Source organism: Nonomuraea sp. NPDC048881 (assembly GCF_040649795.1).
Lineage (GTDB): Bacteria > Actinomycetota > Actinomycetes > Streptosporangiales > Streptosporangiaceae > Nonomuraea.
In genome coordinates, this window is record NZ_JBEZGC010000013.1 from 1 (window position 1) to 16,616 (window position 16,616).

Annotated in this window: 12 protein-coding genes and 1 tRNA gene; 5 read left to right on the top strand and 8 right to left on the bottom strand. The window is 68.1% G+C overall.

The window, feature by feature from the left end; all coding sequences use genetic code 11:
- Positions 1 to 545: 545 nt before the first annotated feature.
- Positions 546 to 854 (bottom strand): hypothetical protein, encoded by a 309-nt coding sequence (locus AB0C33_RS35860; protein WP_358295664.1) that lies wholly within the window; start codon positions 852 to 854, stop codon positions 546 to 548.
- A 17-nt stretch (positions 855 to 871) separates the two neighbouring features.
- Positions 872 to 1,456: a hypothetical protein gene (locus tag AB0C33_RS35865; protein ID WP_358295667.1), complete on the bottom strand. Its 585-nt coding sequence runs from the start codon at positions 1,454 to 1,456 to the stop codon at positions 872 to 874.
- Positions 1,457 to 1,613: 157 nt separating this feature from the next.
- Here AB0C33_RS35865 and AB0C33_RS35870 point away from each other — a divergent pair, with 157 nt between their 5' ends.
- On the top strand, positions 1,614 to 1,829 hold the full coding sequence (locus tag AB0C33_RS35870) for a hypothetical protein (RefSeq protein ID WP_358295670.1): 216 nt from the start codon (positions 1,614 to 1,616) through the stop codon (positions 1,827 to 1,829).
- 137 nt (positions 1,830 to 1,966) lie between these two features.
- Here AB0C33_RS35870 and AB0C33_RS35875 read toward each other — a convergent pair whose 3' ends face one another.
- Entirely contained in the window at positions 1,967 to 2,566 is a 600-nt protein-coding gene (locus tag AB0C33_RS35875) for a DUF6461 domain-containing protein (RefSeq protein ID WP_358295672.1), read from the bottom strand.
- Positions 2,567 to 3,357: 791 nt separating this feature from the next.
- Between AB0C33_RS35875 and AB0C33_RS35880 the strand changes: the two genes are divergently transcribed.
- Positions 3,358 to 3,452: transfer RNA gene (locus AB0C33_RS35880), tRNA-OTHER, on the top strand.
- Between the two features lie 665 nt (positions 3,453 to 4,117).
- Here AB0C33_RS35880 and AB0C33_RS35885 read toward each other — a convergent pair.
- Entirely contained in the window at positions 4,118 to 4,972 is an 855-nt protein-coding gene (locus tag AB0C33_RS35885) for a TNT domain-containing protein (protein ID WP_358295674.1), read from the bottom strand.
- Between the two features lie 78 nt (positions 4,973 to 5,050).
- Here AB0C33_RS35885 and AB0C33_RS35890 point away from each other — a divergent pair, with 78 nt between their 5' ends.
- Genes AB0C33_RS35890 through AB0C33_RS35900 form a run of 3 tightly spaced genes read left to right on the top strand, consistent with a single transcriptional unit; the run spans position 5,051 to position 8,372 of the window.
- Positions 5,051 to 6,058, top strand: coding sequence for a putative sugar O-methyltransferase (locus tag AB0C33_RS35890; RefSeq protein WP_358295677.1), 1,008 nt, complete (start codon positions 5,051 to 5,053; stop codon positions 6,056 to 6,058).
- 2 nt (positions 6,059 to 6,060) lie between these two features.
- A complete protein-coding gene (locus AB0C33_RS35895) occupies positions 6,061 to 6,378 on the top strand; it encodes a CU044_2847 family protein (RefSeq protein WP_358295680.1) in 318 nt (105 codons plus the stop codon).
- Positions 6,375 to 8,372, top strand: coding sequence for a glycosyltransferase (locus AB0C33_RS35900; protein ID WP_358295683.1), 1,998 nt, complete (start codon positions 6,375 to 6,377; stop codon positions 8,370 to 8,372). Before AB0C33_RS35895 ends, AB0C33_RS35900 begins: the two co-directional genes overlap by 4 nt.
- Here the strand turns inward: AB0C33_RS35900 and AB0C33_RS35905 are convergent.
- From AB0C33_RS35905 to AB0C33_RS35920, 4 genes are read right to left on the bottom strand one after another with little or no spacing between them, the layout of a single operon-like run.
- Positions 8,348 to 12,472 (bottom strand): NB-ARC domain-containing protein, encoded by a 4,125-nt coding sequence (locus AB0C33_RS35905; RefSeq protein ID WP_358295686.1) that lies wholly within the window; start codon positions 12,470 to 12,472, stop codon positions 8,348 to 8,350. The two genes, AB0C33_RS35900 and AB0C33_RS35905, sit on opposite strands and share 25 nt — an antisense overlap.
- Entirely contained in the window at positions 12,469 to 13,581 is a 1,113-nt protein-coding gene (locus tag AB0C33_RS35910; protein WP_358295689.1) for a hypothetical protein, read from the bottom strand. Before AB0C33_RS35910 ends, AB0C33_RS35905 begins: the two co-directional genes overlap by 4 nt.
- The gene (asnB, locus tag AB0C33_RS35915) at positions 13,578 to 15,392 is read right to left on the bottom strand and encodes an asparagine synthase (glutamine-hydrolyzing) (RefSeq protein WP_358295691.1); all 1,815 of its coding nucleotides are present in this window, start codon (positions 15,390 to 15,392) and stop codon (positions 13,578 to 13,580) included. Before asnB ends, AB0C33_RS35910 begins: the two co-directional genes overlap by 4 nt.
- A gap of 13 nt (positions 15,393 to 15,405) precedes the next feature.
- On the bottom strand, positions 15,406 to 16,572 hold the full coding sequence (locus AB0C33_RS35920) for a glycosyltransferase (protein WP_358295694.1): 1,167 nt from the start codon (positions 16,570 to 16,572) through the stop codon (positions 15,406 to 15,408).
- Between the last annotated feature and the right edge of the window lie 44 nt (positions 16,573 to 16,616).

Here is a 16,616-nt window from a genome sequence, read left to right on the forward strand (position 1 = left end):
TGCGCCAGATGCACGGCCGCGCCGGCTTCACGCTGCTCCGCCACCGCATCCTGTTGGCCTAACGCTCCGTCACCACCGAAAGAGAGACAGAGCCGAAAGAGGAGACAGAGCCGTTGTTTTTACAGTCCCTGGACTTCCGGGATCGTCACGGGTGCGCAGTTGTGCGGCCACCTCTTCTCGCGTATGCGGAGCAGATGCGTCGTCGCGCATCACGTAGAGCGGCGTGATGTCGTCCCGCGCACTTCGCCTTGCGCCCCGCTGAGATATTCGCCCTACGTCATCAGATCACGGCTTTCCATGAGATTTCGGTTGATTCGAGGGGTGTTGGCCGGTGTCTGTGGGGGAGGAGGTCCTCGGGCCGTGAGTTTTGTCTGCGCTTTTGCCTGGTGGCTTGTACCGCTGCAAAATCATCGCATCAGGTTTGAGCTTGGGGTTCTTCGAGGCGGCTAAGCGGCTCGGCTGTAGTCGTTGATCAGCCCGCTGAGCACCTTCCGGCGTTCGATCCGGCCTTCCAGCGGCATCACGGTCCGCTTGTAGTGATCGGCCTACTCAGTGAGCACTGACCGCAGGTGCCGTTTGTTGTAGATCAGCATGCGGTCGGTGCACTCGGCCCGTACGGTACGGACCCATCGCTCGGCGTAGCAGTTGGCCCGCGGCGTGCGCGGCGGAATCTTGACCACCGTCACGCCCGCGCCGGCGAGGACCGCGTCGAAGACATCGGTGAACTTGGTATCTCGGTCGCGGATGAGAGAGCGAAAGGAGGCGATCCGTGTCCCGAGGTGCATCAACAGGTTGCGGGCCTGCTGGGCCGTCCAGGCGCCGGTCGGGTTGGCGGTCACGCCGAGGATGTGCACACGCCGGGTGGTGACTTCTATGACAAACAGCACGTACAGGCGCTTAAGGAATTCGTGTCGATATGGAAGAAGTCGACGGCCAGCAGGCCTTGCGCCTGGGCGCGTAGGAAGGTCCTCCACGAGGTGTCGGTGCTTCGTGGAGCCGGGCCGCCCCTCCGGCTCCGCAGGATCCGGCCTACGGTCGCCTCACCGACCTGGGAGCCGAGCAGGACCAGTTCGCCGTGCGCCCGGCGGTATCCCCAGGACGGGTTCTCCTGCGCCAGGCGCACCACCAGCTCCTGGATCTCCTTGCTCATCCGGGGGCGGCCGGACCGGTGCGGATACGTCCATCGGCGCTGGACCAGGCGACGGTGCCAAGCCGGCAGGTTGTCCGGTGTCACCAGCCGGTGAGCCCGCACCTCAGGTGGTAAGAGCCGGGACAGCGCGGCCAGGATCGCTCGATCGGCCCAGTCCGGCTTCGGCCGCGTGACTTGCCTCCGCAGTGCCGCCAACTCATGCCGAAGCACCATGATCTCGGCGTCCTTCACCGCCTCACCTCGGCCCAGCAGCACCAGCCGGCCGAACAACCGGATCATGATCAGATACAGGAGACGGAAAGACACGAGGACCGATCTTGCTCGTATCGGCGTATCAGGCCGACCTGGAGGTCAAGCCCCCTGCGACAACTTTTGAAGCGGTACACCCGGCTGCTGCAGGCGTTCCGCGACGACTGTGTGGATCGGGGACATCTGGTGCTGTGGGGCCGCTGCCGCGGAGGCGATGGCGTACCTGGCCGACCGGGTCCGGTCCGCCTGGTGCCGCATCACCTCAACCGCCGACGCCCCCTCGGAACCGCCCCCGGGTGACGAGGACGCGGTCGAGGTGTACTTCGCCTTCCGGTCCGCGTCCGGAGCCGACGAGTCCTACTCCCTCACCACTCTGGAGGTGACCGGCCCGCCCTCGGCCTACTCAGCTGGGCCCAGCATGCATCCCTGACCTTCCCCGCATACGCTGCAGTCATCGCCGGAGGGCGCGCCCCCGGCACCTACCGCGGCGGCGGACACCCCTCACCCTGTCGCGTCCGTTTCGACGACACGGGGGCGATCTGCGAGTTCATGACCGTGGAACCCGTTCTACCAGGGGGAGGGAAGCTCTTCAGAGTGAGGAGAGGGGACTGCTCCGCACAGATATGTGGACTCCTCCAGTAGTTGTGGTGTCATCGTGATGCCTGTGAGCTCCTCGGCCAGGATGAACATCGGACCCTCGTGAGGGTCGGCGTCTGGGTAGACGGAATCGACCACGGCCATGGTGTCTGCGAGTTCATCCGGAACATCCGGGGCATACCCTTCCTGGGCTATGAAGCAGAACCGGAGCTCACTGTTTTCGATCCAGAAGAAGTAGTCGATGGCCTTGACCGAGAGAAAGAAGTGGGAGACGAGCCGGGTTCCTGCCGAGAGCGGCATGATCACCTCTTCGGCCATGCCGAGCGAGCCGCCAGGATCCACAAGCAAGGTCCAGTCTCCGATGGCTGTGGCGGCAATGAACCTATCCGAGGTGGACGGACTCGCGAAGGATGTGTTGAAGAAATCGCTTTGCGTCATGGAAGTGAATTTCTCAGCACGTGCGCCGAGCCTGGCTATCACGTCCGCGGGTGTGATGCCTTGAACGTAGACGTAGCAGGTACCTTCCATGGCGTTGGCGAGATGGGAGTAGCTGCCAGGAATTGTGTTCATGCCCCCATCATTGCACTTGGCCTTGCTATGGATCGTCGTTTGTTCTCGATTGTGCATTAAACTGGCGGCGCGCGTCACTTCTGGCGCGAATGGTTGTGGGCGCCGGTGCTACGGCGAAGCTGGCCGGCGTCCCTGTTTCACGGGTACGGTGACCGGACCTCCTGGGGATGTTGCTAAGCCTGGGCATTGTTGCCGCTGGGATTCTCGCGTCTTTGGATTGCGTATCTGCGATCGGAGCTTCTGTTGAAGTTCGGTCGTCGCGGGGGGATCTCTTGAGATCCCCCCGCAACGATCGCCAGCTAGACGTCTAGGGCTCGATCTTTATCCAGAACGGGTTTCTCGGCCCTACACGATAGCTTGAATAGAAGGCATTCAGTGCATTGCCGTGGGCTCTGTTCTGAGTCGCTCTTACGGCGCTCGCACGTGCCGGTGACGGTCGGGAGTACGACGTCAGCGCCTCCTTGTCCTGCGGGTCGCACTCGATCAGCGGTTGTGGCGGCGCTGGTGCTGGTCTGGAGGCGGTCTATGAGATGGAAGGGATGGCTTGCACTGACAAGATCACATCTGAGAGAGGTCGGTGGGCCTGAGCTGGCCTGACCCGGGATGGGGCCGCGGTCGTCTAGGTCAGGAGCGGTGCCATCTGCCATCGCTGGCTCTACATGAGCATCTAGTCAGCATCTGTGTTTGCGGGTGTTGGGTCATTGCCGCCCCAGCATCAGAGGATGAAGGCTGGGACCAGTTTGGGACCACACGCCATGTCGTTCGCAGGACAACATGCAGGTCGGCGAATGTGGAGCTCAGTGCAGGAGTGCGCTTGACGTGCGGGAACACTCACTCCCACGTTCTGGGGGTCAAGGGATCGCAGGTTCAAATCCTGTCGTCCCGACGGTTGCGAAAGGCCGATCGGCTTGGGTGTAGGCCCAGGACGATCGGCCTTTTCTGTTTCCTCGATCTTGAGGGTGATCTCCTAGGCAACTCGCAGCTGGGGACCACTTGGGGACCACGTCGCCGCCATGTGCGCGCTGAGCGCGTTCCCGGCCTCAGTGATGGCGCCGAGGTCTGGGATGGTAGCTCCACCGCTGCCCGCTCAAGCGCGGGCCCCCTGCGAGGCCATCGCTCTTCTGCAGAACTTCGAGGTCGCTAAAGAATGAAAGGAGATCGCTATGTTGCGACATAGAGATTCATCGCCGACGCGACTCCAACGGTTACGTCAGCGTCGGCCGTGACCGCGAACGTCGTTCGCGGTCACGGCTATCGCGCTCTTAACCCGTAGAGTGCCGACACCTAATAAGGCCGTTCATGCCCCTACGCTCGGCGCCTCGTTGTGGGATCAGCGAGAATGAGATCCATCAGATGGGCGCAAGCTGCGGATTCGCTGACGAAGATTCGTTCGCCAACCCTTGCACCACGCTCGGCATAGTAGACCGCCCAGCCCAAGGACGTTTCTTCCATGCAGTACTGTTCGTCACCTCCGGATCCATCCATCCTGTATGCGCGTTCATCAACTCCGGCATCTGCCAGGAGTTGCTTGAGTGATTCTCTGTCCAAGGCTCACCTCTTGAGAAAGCCGTCGGCGATCAGTTGCGAGACGGGCGCGGGAAGCTCATATTGGACGCCTCCACCTGCATATCCCATCGCAGGAGCGACAGTGCCCGCGTCCACCTTGATGGGCTTGACCACAGTGTAGACCGCATATGGACGTGTGGATTCGTAGTGGGACGGGAGTGCTCGCTTGGCGAAAGGGACTCCGACAGGAGAGACGAAGGTTCCACCTTCATAGCCATATCGGTCGATTTTCGTGCCCGGCTTGAGAGTTTCCTTCACGGGCGTGCCAAGGAAACCCCTATTCGCGGGCCATTCGACTTTGACGAGCTCTTTCCCGGGTGCCCTTGCTGCGCTTTCACCGGTGCTGGCCCGGGCGGCAAGCACTTCCGGCGCGAGAACGCCAGCGCGCGCTGTTGTGCCCAGGCCCATCGTGGCAAGTCCAGGCAGAAGGCTGCCGGTGCCCTTGCTGACACCTCCGGTGAAGCTGTCGCCGTCGACAGGGTAGGTCGCGTTGACCCAGCCGTAGTAGTCGCCTTCGCCCCACGTGAACAGCTCCGTCAGGGGATCGAAGAGGATACCGAAGCCCGACATGATGCCGTTGTTCATGCCATTCACGATGTTTTGCTGCATCGACTGGCTGCCGTAGGGGACATAGTCAGCGCTCGGTGGCCTCATGACAGTCATGGGCTTTACTGCCGGCGTATAGCTGATCCCCGTTGATCGGCTCGCGCTCGTGCTGGCGACTGGCTTGTAGCCGCTGGCCGACGGGTTGCTGCTGGTGGTGTAGCTGCCGTCGGGCTTGGCGAGGTGACCATTCCGAGGGAGGTGGGGGTCGACGCGTACGGGATAGGTGACGAGCAATGGACCCTTGATCCTCTTGCGCCCCCGAGTACCAGGCGAGAACATGACCGGGTGGCTCTGGACGGGGCGCGACTGCGAGTGGACCGAATACTGCGGGCCTTCGGCTACCGCCTGTACATGGGGCCGGCGCACGGACGGGGGATGTACGTCGGGCCGATCTCCGGACGCTACGACCCCGGCCGGCCTCCCCCACCAGAGATGGAAGCCCAGCTGCACCCGGCCCACCCGCGCCTGTGCGAACTGCGCGAGCGTTACCGGCGCCTCGACTCACCGCTCACCGACCACACGGTGTGGACCGACGGGCATCGCCGCGACGGCATCGACCTGCGCCACTTCCGCGGCGACAACGCCTACGTCTGGCAGTTGCGGTACATGGGCAGGCGCCCGGCGCGGAAGTATCGCGCGTACGCCGACTACGTCAGAGGCCTGGACCGGCTCGGCCTGCTGGACCGGACCGAGGAGGATGGCGCGTTCGGGTGCTGGGTCTTCGACGACGGCCAGGGGCGGCCCGTCAGCCGTGATCTGCTCGACTCGATCAACGAATTATATTTTCTCGACCGGACGTGGGGGCTGTTCGACCGGGTCGGCTTCACCGTGGCCGACATCGGTGCCGGTTACGGCAGGCTGGCCGTACGCATGGCGAGCTGCGTACCCGGCCTTCGGCACTACCTCTGCCTCGACGCGATCCCGGAATCCACCTTTCTCAGCGAGCTCTACGTCCGCTTCCGCGGCAGTGCGGACCGGGTGTTGGTGGTGCCGCTCGACGAGGTCGATCAGTGCCTGGCCCAGAACACGCCTGACCTGGCGGTGGCCGTCCACAGCTTCTCGGAGATGTCCTCCGCGGCCATCGACGCCTGGATCGCGCGGCTGGCCTCTACAGGAGTGAAGCACCTGTTCGTGATCTCCAACGAGGCCGACGAGATCTACGCGGCCGACCCCGGGCACAGGCGTAACGACGCGATGCCGATCCTCGATCGCCACGGCTACCGGCTCACCGTGGCCGAGCCCATCCTGCGTGATGAAGCGACCCGCCAGGTGGTGGGGAGCGACAACCATTTCCTTCTCTTCGAACTCGGTGAGGCGTGAGCGTGACAGAGTTGATGAAGTTCGAGACGGCCGAGGGAGGCCAGGTGGTCGTCGAGGTGAGCGAGCAGGAGCCGGGCGTGCATCGGGCCGCCAGGTCCGGCGGCGTGGTGGAGGTTCGCCGGCGCTTCGAGGAGGCGCTCACCGATGTCAGGGACGCCGCGCTGTCGGCGCTGGCCGTCTTCCGTGACGGCCGTCTCCAACCGGACGAGGTGGAGATGGAGTTCGGGGTCCGGCTGAACGCCGAAGCGGGCGCGGTGATCGCGAAGACGACGGTGGAGGGTCATCTCGTCGTGAAGCTCACGTGGAGCAGGACTTCGTGAAGATCGCTTTCGCGGTCCGCGCCTATCAGCCCGATCGAGATCCGGTGAGCCGGTACGTGCGCAACATGTGCTCATGGCTGAGGCCCGCCGGTCATCAGACCTACCTCATCACGGACGCGCCGCCGCCGGTGTCGCCCGACGTGGCGGACGTGGTTGTCACGCCCCCGCCCGAGCCCGATCACGACTACTTCGGCGACGACCAGGAATACGCCGACCGGGTGCGCGAGGCCCTGCGCGTGCTGGATTCCGACGTCGGCCTGGATGTCGCGGAGTTCCCCGACCGGGGAGGCCAGGGGCTCGGAGCGATCCGCGCCAAGCGCCTGCTGGGTGAGTTTTCCCGTCTCGTCCTCGCGGTGCGTCTGCACAGATCTCCAGGGATCGCCGTCGTACCAGGAAGCCAGGCCGCCGCCGATTACCGGCACTCGATCCGGATGTTCGCCGAGGACTACTGCGTACGGCACGCGGATCTGGTGACCGCGCCCTTCGCGGTGGTGGACGGATCCGTCGGGGCACGATCGCGAGTCGCCGTCCGATGTCCGCCTCCCCTCAGCCGGGACGACCTGGCGGAGGTACGGCCGCTGGACGACCGTCCCGAGGACGAGGTGGTCTTCGGCGGGCCGCTCGATCCGTCAGGAGGAGCGGACGTGTTCCTGAGGCTGGCGGACCTGGTCGCCCGAAGATCCGCGACGACGACCTTCACGCTGTACGGCACCGCCGCCGCGCGCCCGCACTTCGGACGGCCGTACCGGGAGCAGTTGGAACGGCTCATCACTCCCGGCCTGCGGGGACGGGTGTCGATCGTCGACGCGTACCCCGTCGCCAGGCCCGCTGTCTGGGAGGGAGCGCGCTGGTGCGTGTTCCCCTCGCGTACCGACGACCTCTCCCTGGAGGGCCTGGAGGCGATGAGCCGCGGCAGCCTGGTGATCGCCGGGGCCGGCAGCGGCCTCGCCGGGATCATCGAACATGGCAGGTCGGGGTTCGTCGTGGACCCCGACGACCTCGTCGGCCTCGAACGGATGGCCGAGCTCATCCTCCGGCCGCCCACCGGGCAGGAGGAGATCGCCGCGCGGGCGGTGGACGCCGTCCGGCGGGCCGCCGATCCGGAAGTGGCTGTTCCACGTGTCCTGTCGGCCTATCGCGGTGCCGCCGGCGGTCGCCCGCCCGCGCCTGTGCAGGTTGGCGGAAATCCACTGGTATCGGTCATCGTCCCTGTCTTCAACCAGGGCCGCCTCGTCGAGGAGACGATCGCCTCCGTCCGGGCGTCCGACTACTCGCCGGTGGAGATCATCGTCGTGGACGACGGCTCCCGCGACGCGGAGACCAGGGCCACGGTCGATGCCCTCGCCGGAGTGACCAAGATCTGCAAACCGAATGGCGGACCTGGGTCCGCCTTCAACGCCGGACTCCGTGAGGCGCGCGGAGAGTTCGTTCTGCCGCTGGACGGGGACGACCTCATCGACCCGGCGTACCTCACGATCGCCGTCCGCGCGTTGCTGACCGACCCGAGCCTGGCGTACCTGACCTGCTACGTGCGCTATTTCGGGATGATGGACCTCGTCCACGCGCCGGTCGGGCACGTCCGCGACCTCATGCACTTCATGGATACGGAGGGCAAACGCAGCAAGGTCTTCCGCCGAGCCGCGCTGGAGGAGGTGGGTGGCTTCGACGAGAACCTCCCGACCCTCGACGACTGGGAGCTGCAGATCAGGCTGGCACGTCATGGCCACACGGGGGATGTCATTCCGCGGGTCCTGTTCTCCTACCGCCGGCACCAGACCTCACTGACATTCGCCTCGCCCGCGGCGAGCTTCGTGGACGAAGCCTGCTACGTCCTGGCCAAGCATGCCGACCTGGTGACCGAGCAGGCGCTGAGCACCGCCCAGCACCTGGTGTACCTGTGGAAGAACGGGATCGAGCTGAGCCGATCGGCGCGCTGGCGAGCACGGGCCGTCGGCGCGTCACCCCCCGATCAGTTACCTGCCGTGCGCAGCTGAAGCAGGTGCACGCCGCCGGACGCCTCGCCGCACGCGATCACCGGCATCCGGTCGTCCACCTTCAGCGTCAGGCAGGCGCTGATGCCACTGTCACCGAAGAAGCGGGCCACCCTGGCCCTGGCGCGGGTGTCCCACAGCGTGACCTCGTCTCCTGATCCGGAGACGAGCAGCCCGCTGCCGGCCGTGCTCGCCACCGCGCGGACGGGCTCTCCCGTGGGCACGAACTCGTCGATCGCGCCTCCGGTGTCGAGATCCCACGTCCGGACGGCGCCATCGCCCCCACCGGTGGCCACCCCGGCGGCGTCGGATCCGAGCAGCGTCATCGCATGGAGTTGGGTCTCGTGAGCCCGAATCTCCCACCGGGCCCGCCCCGTGCCGAGATCCCAGGCGGTCAGGAAGCCGTCGATGCAACCCGCCAGCGCCAGTTCGCCGTCCCGCGCCAGCGACAGGCACAGCACGGGACCACCAGGTCCCCGGCACAACTGGAGGGCGCGGTCGGACGCCACGTCCCATACGCCTACCGTGCCGCCGGCCCCGGCGGTGACGACGCGACGTCCATCGCCGATCGCGCGCAGGAACTGAACGGGCTCGCCCGTGTCCCATTCGCGTACGAGGCCACCGGTTCGCAGGTCCCACAGAGACAGCCGGCCATCGCCGGTGCCCGCCGCCAGGTGACGGCCCAGTGCGCACACCGCTGTCACGGGCTGCTCGCTCGCGTGCCACAAGCGCTGCTCCCGCCCGGTCCTCAGGTCCCAGAGGCGGACGGTCCCGTCACCGCCCGCGGTGACAGCCTGTTCCCCCTTCGCGAGCACGGTCAGATCCTTCACCGGGCCCACATGACCCCGTAGCGTCTGCCGGACGGTCCCCGTCGCCGCGTCCCAGACGCGTACCGTGGAGTCGTCGGAGACCGAGATCACACCGGCGCCGCCCGTACGGACTTCCTTCAGCGCCGCCACCCAGCCGCTGTGCGCCGCGTGCTCGGCGTGCTCGGCGGCTCCGGCCAGGTTCCAGATCCGTAGTGCGCCGTCGGCCGACCCCGACACCGCTCGTCGCCCATCGGCGGTCAGGGCGACCGCGTTGACCCAGCCGGCGTGGCCGCGCAGCGCCGTGGCCTCGCCCCCGCTGGGGAGACTCCATACCCGCAGGATGCCGTCGTCCCCGCCCGAGACAGCCGTACGGCCGTCGGAGCTGACGGCCAGCGCCCCTACCCAGCCGCTGTGGCCGTGCAGGACGGTGTGCGGCGATCCCGAGACCAGGTCCCACACGGTGAGCGGCCCGTCCATCGAACTGACCACGGCATATCTGCCGTCCGGTGCGGCCGCCAACGCCCAGCTCGCCCCGTGCCCGCTGTTCAGGGCGAACGCCCGCCGGCCGTCGTCGAGCCGCCAGATGTGCAGGTTGCCGCTGTCGGTGCCGAACAGCAGGTGGTGCTCGGTGAGCGCCACTGTCGCGGACTGCACCCAGCGCTCACCGCTGTCGAAGTTCGCGACCGGCGTGCCGTCGGCGACCCGCCAGGCGCGCGCCGTGCCGTCTTCGGAGCCCGACGCCACGATCCGGCCGTCGGGCGACAGCCGTATCGACATCACCGCGCCACGGTGACCGCTGAGCACGTGGCGTTGCCTGCCGTCGCGCAGGTCCCAGACCCGTACGGTCCCGTCCGCGGCGCCGGAGACGATCAACCTGGAGTCCGGAGTGATGGCCGTCGTCCAGACCGAGCCGCGGTGCCCTGTCAGCACGTGCTGTTGCGTGCCGTCGGCCAGGTTCCATACCCGCAGCGTGCCGTCGACGCCGCCCGTCACCGCCGTACGGCCGTCCGCCGTCACCGCCACCGACCAGACCGAGCCGTCGTGCCCCCGTAGTGTGTGGACCTCCCGGCCGTCATCCACGTGCCACACCCGCGCCGTGTGGTCGTCGCCGCCGGAGACGGCCACACGACCGTCTCCGGAGAGCGCTATGGTACGGATCCAGCTGGCGTGTCCCACCAGGCTGCCCCCCATCGCCGCCGCTGGAGCGATGAGACCGGCTCCCAGCGGGCGAAGCCGGGAACCGGTCGGCCACGTACGCGCCTGCTCGACCAGTGCGACGACCGCCGGATGCGTGACCCCGGCCAGTCGTCCGACCAGTTGCGCGGACAATTGGCCGGGATCGCGGGCCAAGGCGTGGCTGGACAGCCGGAGCGCGTCACGTACCAGGACGACTCCGGCATCGTCGACACCGGCGAAGTCCGCCAGCAGGTAGGTCACGTCAGTGGCGGCGAGCTTGGCAGACAGCCAGGCCAGGTCCAGCAGCAACATCCGCAGCTCATCTTCCCGCTCGGCGTGTCTCAGGTGGTGGGCGAGATTCTCGAAGAAGTAGCGTTCGACACTCCCGCCGGCCCGGCCGTCCCGCGTTGACGCCGTGTAGGAATCGAGCAGCCTGGCGTGCAGCGCCGGCACATCGGTGAGCTGCTTGGCCACGTAGTCCGACTGAAGGTCGTGCAGCCTGACGCCGGGACCCTCCACACGGGCCAGGGAGCGCTCGACGAACAGGTCGAGCAGTTCCTCCGTCTCCAGGTCGTCCACGCCTACGGGGGCCCACAGCAGTTCGACGACCTGCGCGGGGACGACACGCCCGGCGAAGACCGCCAGCTCCAGGTAACGCTCTCTGGCGTGAGGCTCCAGTACCAGCACACCGGCCTCGATCGCCTGCAGGAGGTCGGGATGGGGGTAGTGCGGGAAGTTCTGGCGGATCCGGCCGAGGTCGGACTCGCGTAGTCGCCGCAGAACTCCCGGCCAGCGCTCCGGTCTGCCTTCGGCCATGGCACCCGCCATCGCCAGCGCGAGCGGGAGGTTGCCGCACTCCCGTACGACTTCGTCCGCCTCCGGCGGCAGCTCGTCGAGCGAGTGACCTGCCCAGCCCGCCAGCAGAGCCGTCGCCTGCTCGTCCGTGAGCGGACTCACCAGCACGCCGTCGGCCCCGGACGCTCTGGCAAGACCTGCGTCTCTCGTGGTGAACAGCAGGCGGCAACGCGGGCCCAGCACGTCGAAGGCGGCGATCTGCTCGGCGTGCCAGACATTGTCGGCGACGATCAGGCAGCGGCGGTCCGCGAGGGCGCGGCTCAGACCCGCTCTGCCGTACTGGACGTCCACGAAGACGGCTTGGGAGACGCCCAGGGCCGCGGCGAGCTGCGCCTGCCGCTCGGGAAGCGAGGCCTGCGGGCCGAGCTCGACCCAGAGGACGCCGTCCGGGAAGCACTGGCGTACCTGATCGTCCCTGGCGACGGCCGCCGCGAGCACCGACTTGCCGACCCCGCCCATACCGTGCACGGCGATCTTCTGCCCCCCGTCCACGGCCCGCTCCGCTTCGGCGAGGACGGCCTGCCGCAGTCGCTCGAAATCCTCCGGCCTGGGCCGGTGATGAGGCGGCGGCCCGGGAACGTTGTACAACGGCCCGGCTGGTACGGCTTCGGGCGAAAGCGCGGCGAGCTCGGGAATCAGCCGCCCGAGCAGAGCGGTGGGTAGCATGAAAGCGATCTTGCGACCTTGCTGGAGATCCTGGGCCACCACCATCCCCACCACGGCCCGGAGCTCCTCGTCGTAGACGGCGCCGCCGCTGAACCCACGCTCCACGGCGGCGCCAGGCGTCTTGATGTCCTCAAGCTGGATCCAGCCGTTGCCCTGCGGCCCGCGGATCCGCCCGGTGGCCCACAACCCGGCACCGTGACCCCGCGGGAATCCGAACGTCCTGAAGGAGTGGCCCCAGACGTCGCCGGGGGCGCGCAGCGGTGCCGGACCGGCCTGCTCGGGCGCCGCGTCCCGCAGCGTCAGCAGGGCGCAGTCGCCCGCGCCGGTCCCGTCGATCGGCGACCACGCCCGTACGTCAGCCGCGATGAGATGGCCGGGTGCCACCAGCGGGAAGTCCACGTACACGGCGGACATCGGCCTGCGGTCCTCGTCCTCGCGCTCGCCCAGCGCGGCGTTCACGACGTGGGCGCAGGTGAGCACGTGACCGGCGGTCACCAGGAAGCCCGCGCCCACGGGCGTCCCGTCCACGGCGCGTATCGCGGCCAGCGACGCGAAGAGCGCCGCATCGGTGGTGGCGGGCGGTTCCGGCCCCGTCATCCGGGTCCACCTCCGAGCCGCCGGGCCGCACGGTCGTTCCAGTCCGTCGTGCCCGGCTCCCGCCAGCCGTGGCACAGCTCTCCGCCGTCCCCACGGAAGAACAGGTCCAGGCGCCCCGTCCTGCTGGAGATCACCGCAGGACGACTGCCGGCACGGACATGACCGTCGTCCAGAGACTCCCACCGAAGGCCGGCGTCGCCTGTCTCGCCCAGCCATTGCGTGAGATGGCCGATGGCGCCCGAGCGCAGACGGACGAAGACGTCGGCGCGGCGCGGAGCCGCCGACGTCGCGCAGGCGTCGGACGCGATGCCGGCCCCCAGGACCCGGTCGGCGGGCCGGTGCTGCCACAGCTGTGGTTCGAGGCACAACAACGTGTCGTCGCGGCGCGCGTAGGCGAGGAGTCGTCCTGGTACGCGGCCCTCGCCCCTGCAGGGCAGAAGCACGGGATCAGAGGTGCACGCCAGCGGTTCGCACCCGTCAGGAGTGACCGGGGGGCTGGTGTGGAAGGCGCCCCGGCCGGGCTGCCAGGTGGACGTGGTCCACTCGTGCGAACGCTGGCGGGGGAGGGCGTACTGGTAGCGGAGCAGCCCGTCGGCCTGGCCGCGTGCGACCATGTGGATGCCGTAGAGGCTGGTGGTGGCCGCGCTCGGCCGGCCGGCGAAGGACCCGCCGCAGTCTTCCGGCCCCTGCATGCCTGGGCCGCGCGAGTACCAGTAGTGCGCCAGACTCGCCTCCTGGGTCCGTACGAACAGGTCGAACCGCCCTGGCCCCCAGCTGACGACGGTGGGGGCGGCCGTGCTGGCCCCGACCACCCGCCACGGTTGCCAGGCGCCTTCCCACCACGAGTGGAGCAGGTCGCCGCCGCTGTCGCGGATGAAGACGTCCAGCCGCCCTCGGCCCCAGCTGATGACCACAGGCGCTCCGACCGGCGCCGTGGGCAGCTCAGGCAGGACGTCTTGTCCGTTGCCGGCCTCCGTCAGCACGAGGTGCCGGAGGCAGCCGGACGCTTCGACGGCGATGACGTCAGCGCGGTCCAGGCCCCACGAGGCGACGCCGGGTTCGGCCACAATGCCGTCCGTGAGGACCGCGAACGGATGCACTCGCGTCATGCGTCCGACGCTATTGCGCCGCCGGTCCCGTAAGGAAGCCAGTTCTGGAATACCAGCACCGTCCACAGCTCGTAGGTGTGCTCGTCGCTTCCGTCGAGATGGCGTTTCCAGCGAGCGCGTACGGCGCCCGCGTCGATCAGGCCGCCCTCCTCGATGACGGCCCGGTCGAGCAGGGTCTCGGCCCATTCCCGAAGGGCGCCCCTCAGCCAGGCCGCGAGAGGAAGGTTGAATCCACGCTTGGGCTGTTCGCGTGCCCAGCCGGGCAGGTGGCGGCGCAGGGCCCGCCGCAGTACCAGCTTGTTGCCCGCCTCGGTGACCTTGAGATCGAAGGGGATGCGGAAGGCCAGCTCGATCAGACGAGGATCGAGGTAGGGACAGCGCACCTCCAGACCCGCCGCCATGGTGGCCCGATCCATCTTCACCATGCAGTTGTCGGGCAGCCAGGTAAGCGCGTCGGCGAGAAGCAGCCCGGCCGGCGCGTCGCCGAGGGCCATGGTGCCGAGCGCGTCGGCGAGCCAGGGCGCCGGGTCCGCGGCGCCAAGGAGGGGAATCGCGGGATCGGCCCAGATCCGCCGCTGCGCATGGAGGTCGAAGGCCCGCCGTCCGGACAGTCCGGCCTCCGCCTTCGCGACGCTGTCGCGCAACGCCGCCAGATACGGCGGATAGCCACCGAACAGCTCATCGCTGCCCTCGCCCGACTGCACCACCTTGACGACCGTGGCGGCCTCCTGGGCCAGCAGCACGGTCGGCAACTGGGCCGGATCGTAGAAGGGCTCGTCGTAGATGCGCGGCATCCTCTCCACGAGCCGCAGTGCCTCCCGGGCCGTGCATACGACATCGACGTGTTCGCTGCCGAGCATTCGCGCGACGGCGTGGGCTGCTGCCCGCTCGTCGAAGTCCGGCTCCTCGAAACCCGCGGTGAACGTGCGCAGCGGGACCGCCGACTCCCGGGCCATCAGCGTGGCGACCGCCGCCGAGTCCACGCCGCCCGACAGGAAGACGCCAACGCGCACGTCGGCCGCAGAACGCAGCGAGACGGAGTCGCGGAGGACCTGATCCAGTTCCTCGGCCAGCTCCTCATGGGAGCCGATCCCGGCACCGCCGGTGGCCGCGATGTCCGGCAGCGACCAGTACCGGCTGATTCGCTCGTCACCGGGCGCGGCCGGTACGCGGAGCGTCAGGAGGCACCCGGGGCGAAGCTTACGAGCCGCGCTGTAGACGCAGTACGGGGCGGGCACGTACCCATGGGCGAAGTACAGCGCCAGCGCACGCCGGTCCAGGTGGGTCCGGAAGGACGGGTGGGCGCGCAACGCCTTGAGTTCCGAGGCGAAGACGAACTGTTCGCCGCACCACCCGTAGTACAGGGGCTTCTCACCGATCCGATCCCTGGCGAGCTGGAGGGTGGCCGTGGCGGGATCCCAGAGAGCCAGTGCGAAGGCGCCGTTGACCCGCTCGAGCGCGGCCGGCAGGCCATGTCTGTCGATCAGCGCGGCGAGCACCTCGCTGTCGGAACGTCCCCGGAAGCGATGGCCGGCGGACTCGAGCTCACGACGCAGTTCGAGGTGGTTGTAGATCTCGCCGTTGCACACGAGGACGGGGGCGTCCGCCCTGATCCTCATCGGCTGGCGACCCGAGGAGGTGAGATCGACGACGGCGAGCCTGGTGTGCGCGAGCCCGATCCCGGCCCGCGCGTCCACCCAGGCGCCGCGCCCGTCAGGGCCGCGATGACCGAGAGTGTCGCTCATCCGGCCTGTCAGGGCGCTCAACTCCGCGACGTCGAGTTCACCGGCCGGTACGAGCGCTCCAGCCATGCCGCACACCCTGTCACCTCCGGACTATCTTGTCCACGACCGCCAGGGTGCCCTCGCACATCGCGGCCTCCGTCAGCTCGCGGCGTGCCTTGGAACGGGCCTTGGCCGCCATCGCGGCCATCTCGTCCGGCTCGGACAATGCCTGACTCATCCGCTCGGCCAGTGCGGTCCGGTCGCGGGCGGGGAACAGCAGGCCGAGCCGCCCGCCATCGAGCAGTTCGGGGTTGCTGCTGGCGTCGGAGGCGACGATCGGCAGCCCAGCGCTCATCGCCTCGATCAGCGCTCGTGAGCATCCCTCCCAGTGTGTGGGGAAGACGAAGAGGTCAGCCGCGTGCAACAGCCGCGCCACATCCTGGCGGTGCCCGAGGAGGTGGACGCGCCCGTCGAGTCCGGCCCGCTCGATCAGGGACAGCAGACGTTCGTCCTCGCCTCCCTCTCCCGCCCATACGAAACGTACGTCGTCGGCGGCGGCCGGCAGCTCGGAAATCGCCGCGAGCAGGTCGGCGTGGCCCTTGGGCGCGGCCAGCCGGGCCACGGTGAGGGCGATCCTCGCCGTCGGGGGCATGACGAGTTCCTCGCGTACAGCCCGCCTTACCGCTGCGACCGTACCGGAGTCCGGTTCCTGCCAGTCGCGCGGCAGATCGACGCCGTTCAGTACACAGTCCACCTCGTCAGCCGCTCCGATGCGGAACGCGGTGGCGAGGTGGCGGCGGTTGTCCTGCGATATCGCCACCCACCGCTGCCTGGCTCTCCTGGCCCGCGCTCCGCGCCGCCGATCCTCCTCCGAAACCGGCCATTCAGGCGGCACCAGGCAGAACACCGGTACGGTCGGCAGGCCACGGTCGGCGCAGGCAGTGAGGAATCCCATGCTTGAATCAGGCTCAGGCAGGAAGAGCAGGATCGCGTCGGGGTTCACCGTGTCGAGTACGGGTCCGGCCAGGCCCTCCTGTCGCTGCGCGCTGCCGAGATTCATGCGCCCGTCAACGATCGCGCCCAGTGGCCACGGCAGCACGCTCGCGCCCGCCTCACGGATGTCGTCGGTGAGTGAACGAGTGCCAGGGGTCTGAGGGAAACAGGCCACGACCTCGTCGCCGCCACGGACGGCCGCGCGGATGATGACGAAGGCGTGCTCTTCGCAGCCACCGCGGATCACACCGGGGAAGAACACCAGGAGTCGCATCAAGCGCGATTGTCCGTGGTGGTCGGCCGTCTGTCCAGGGACGG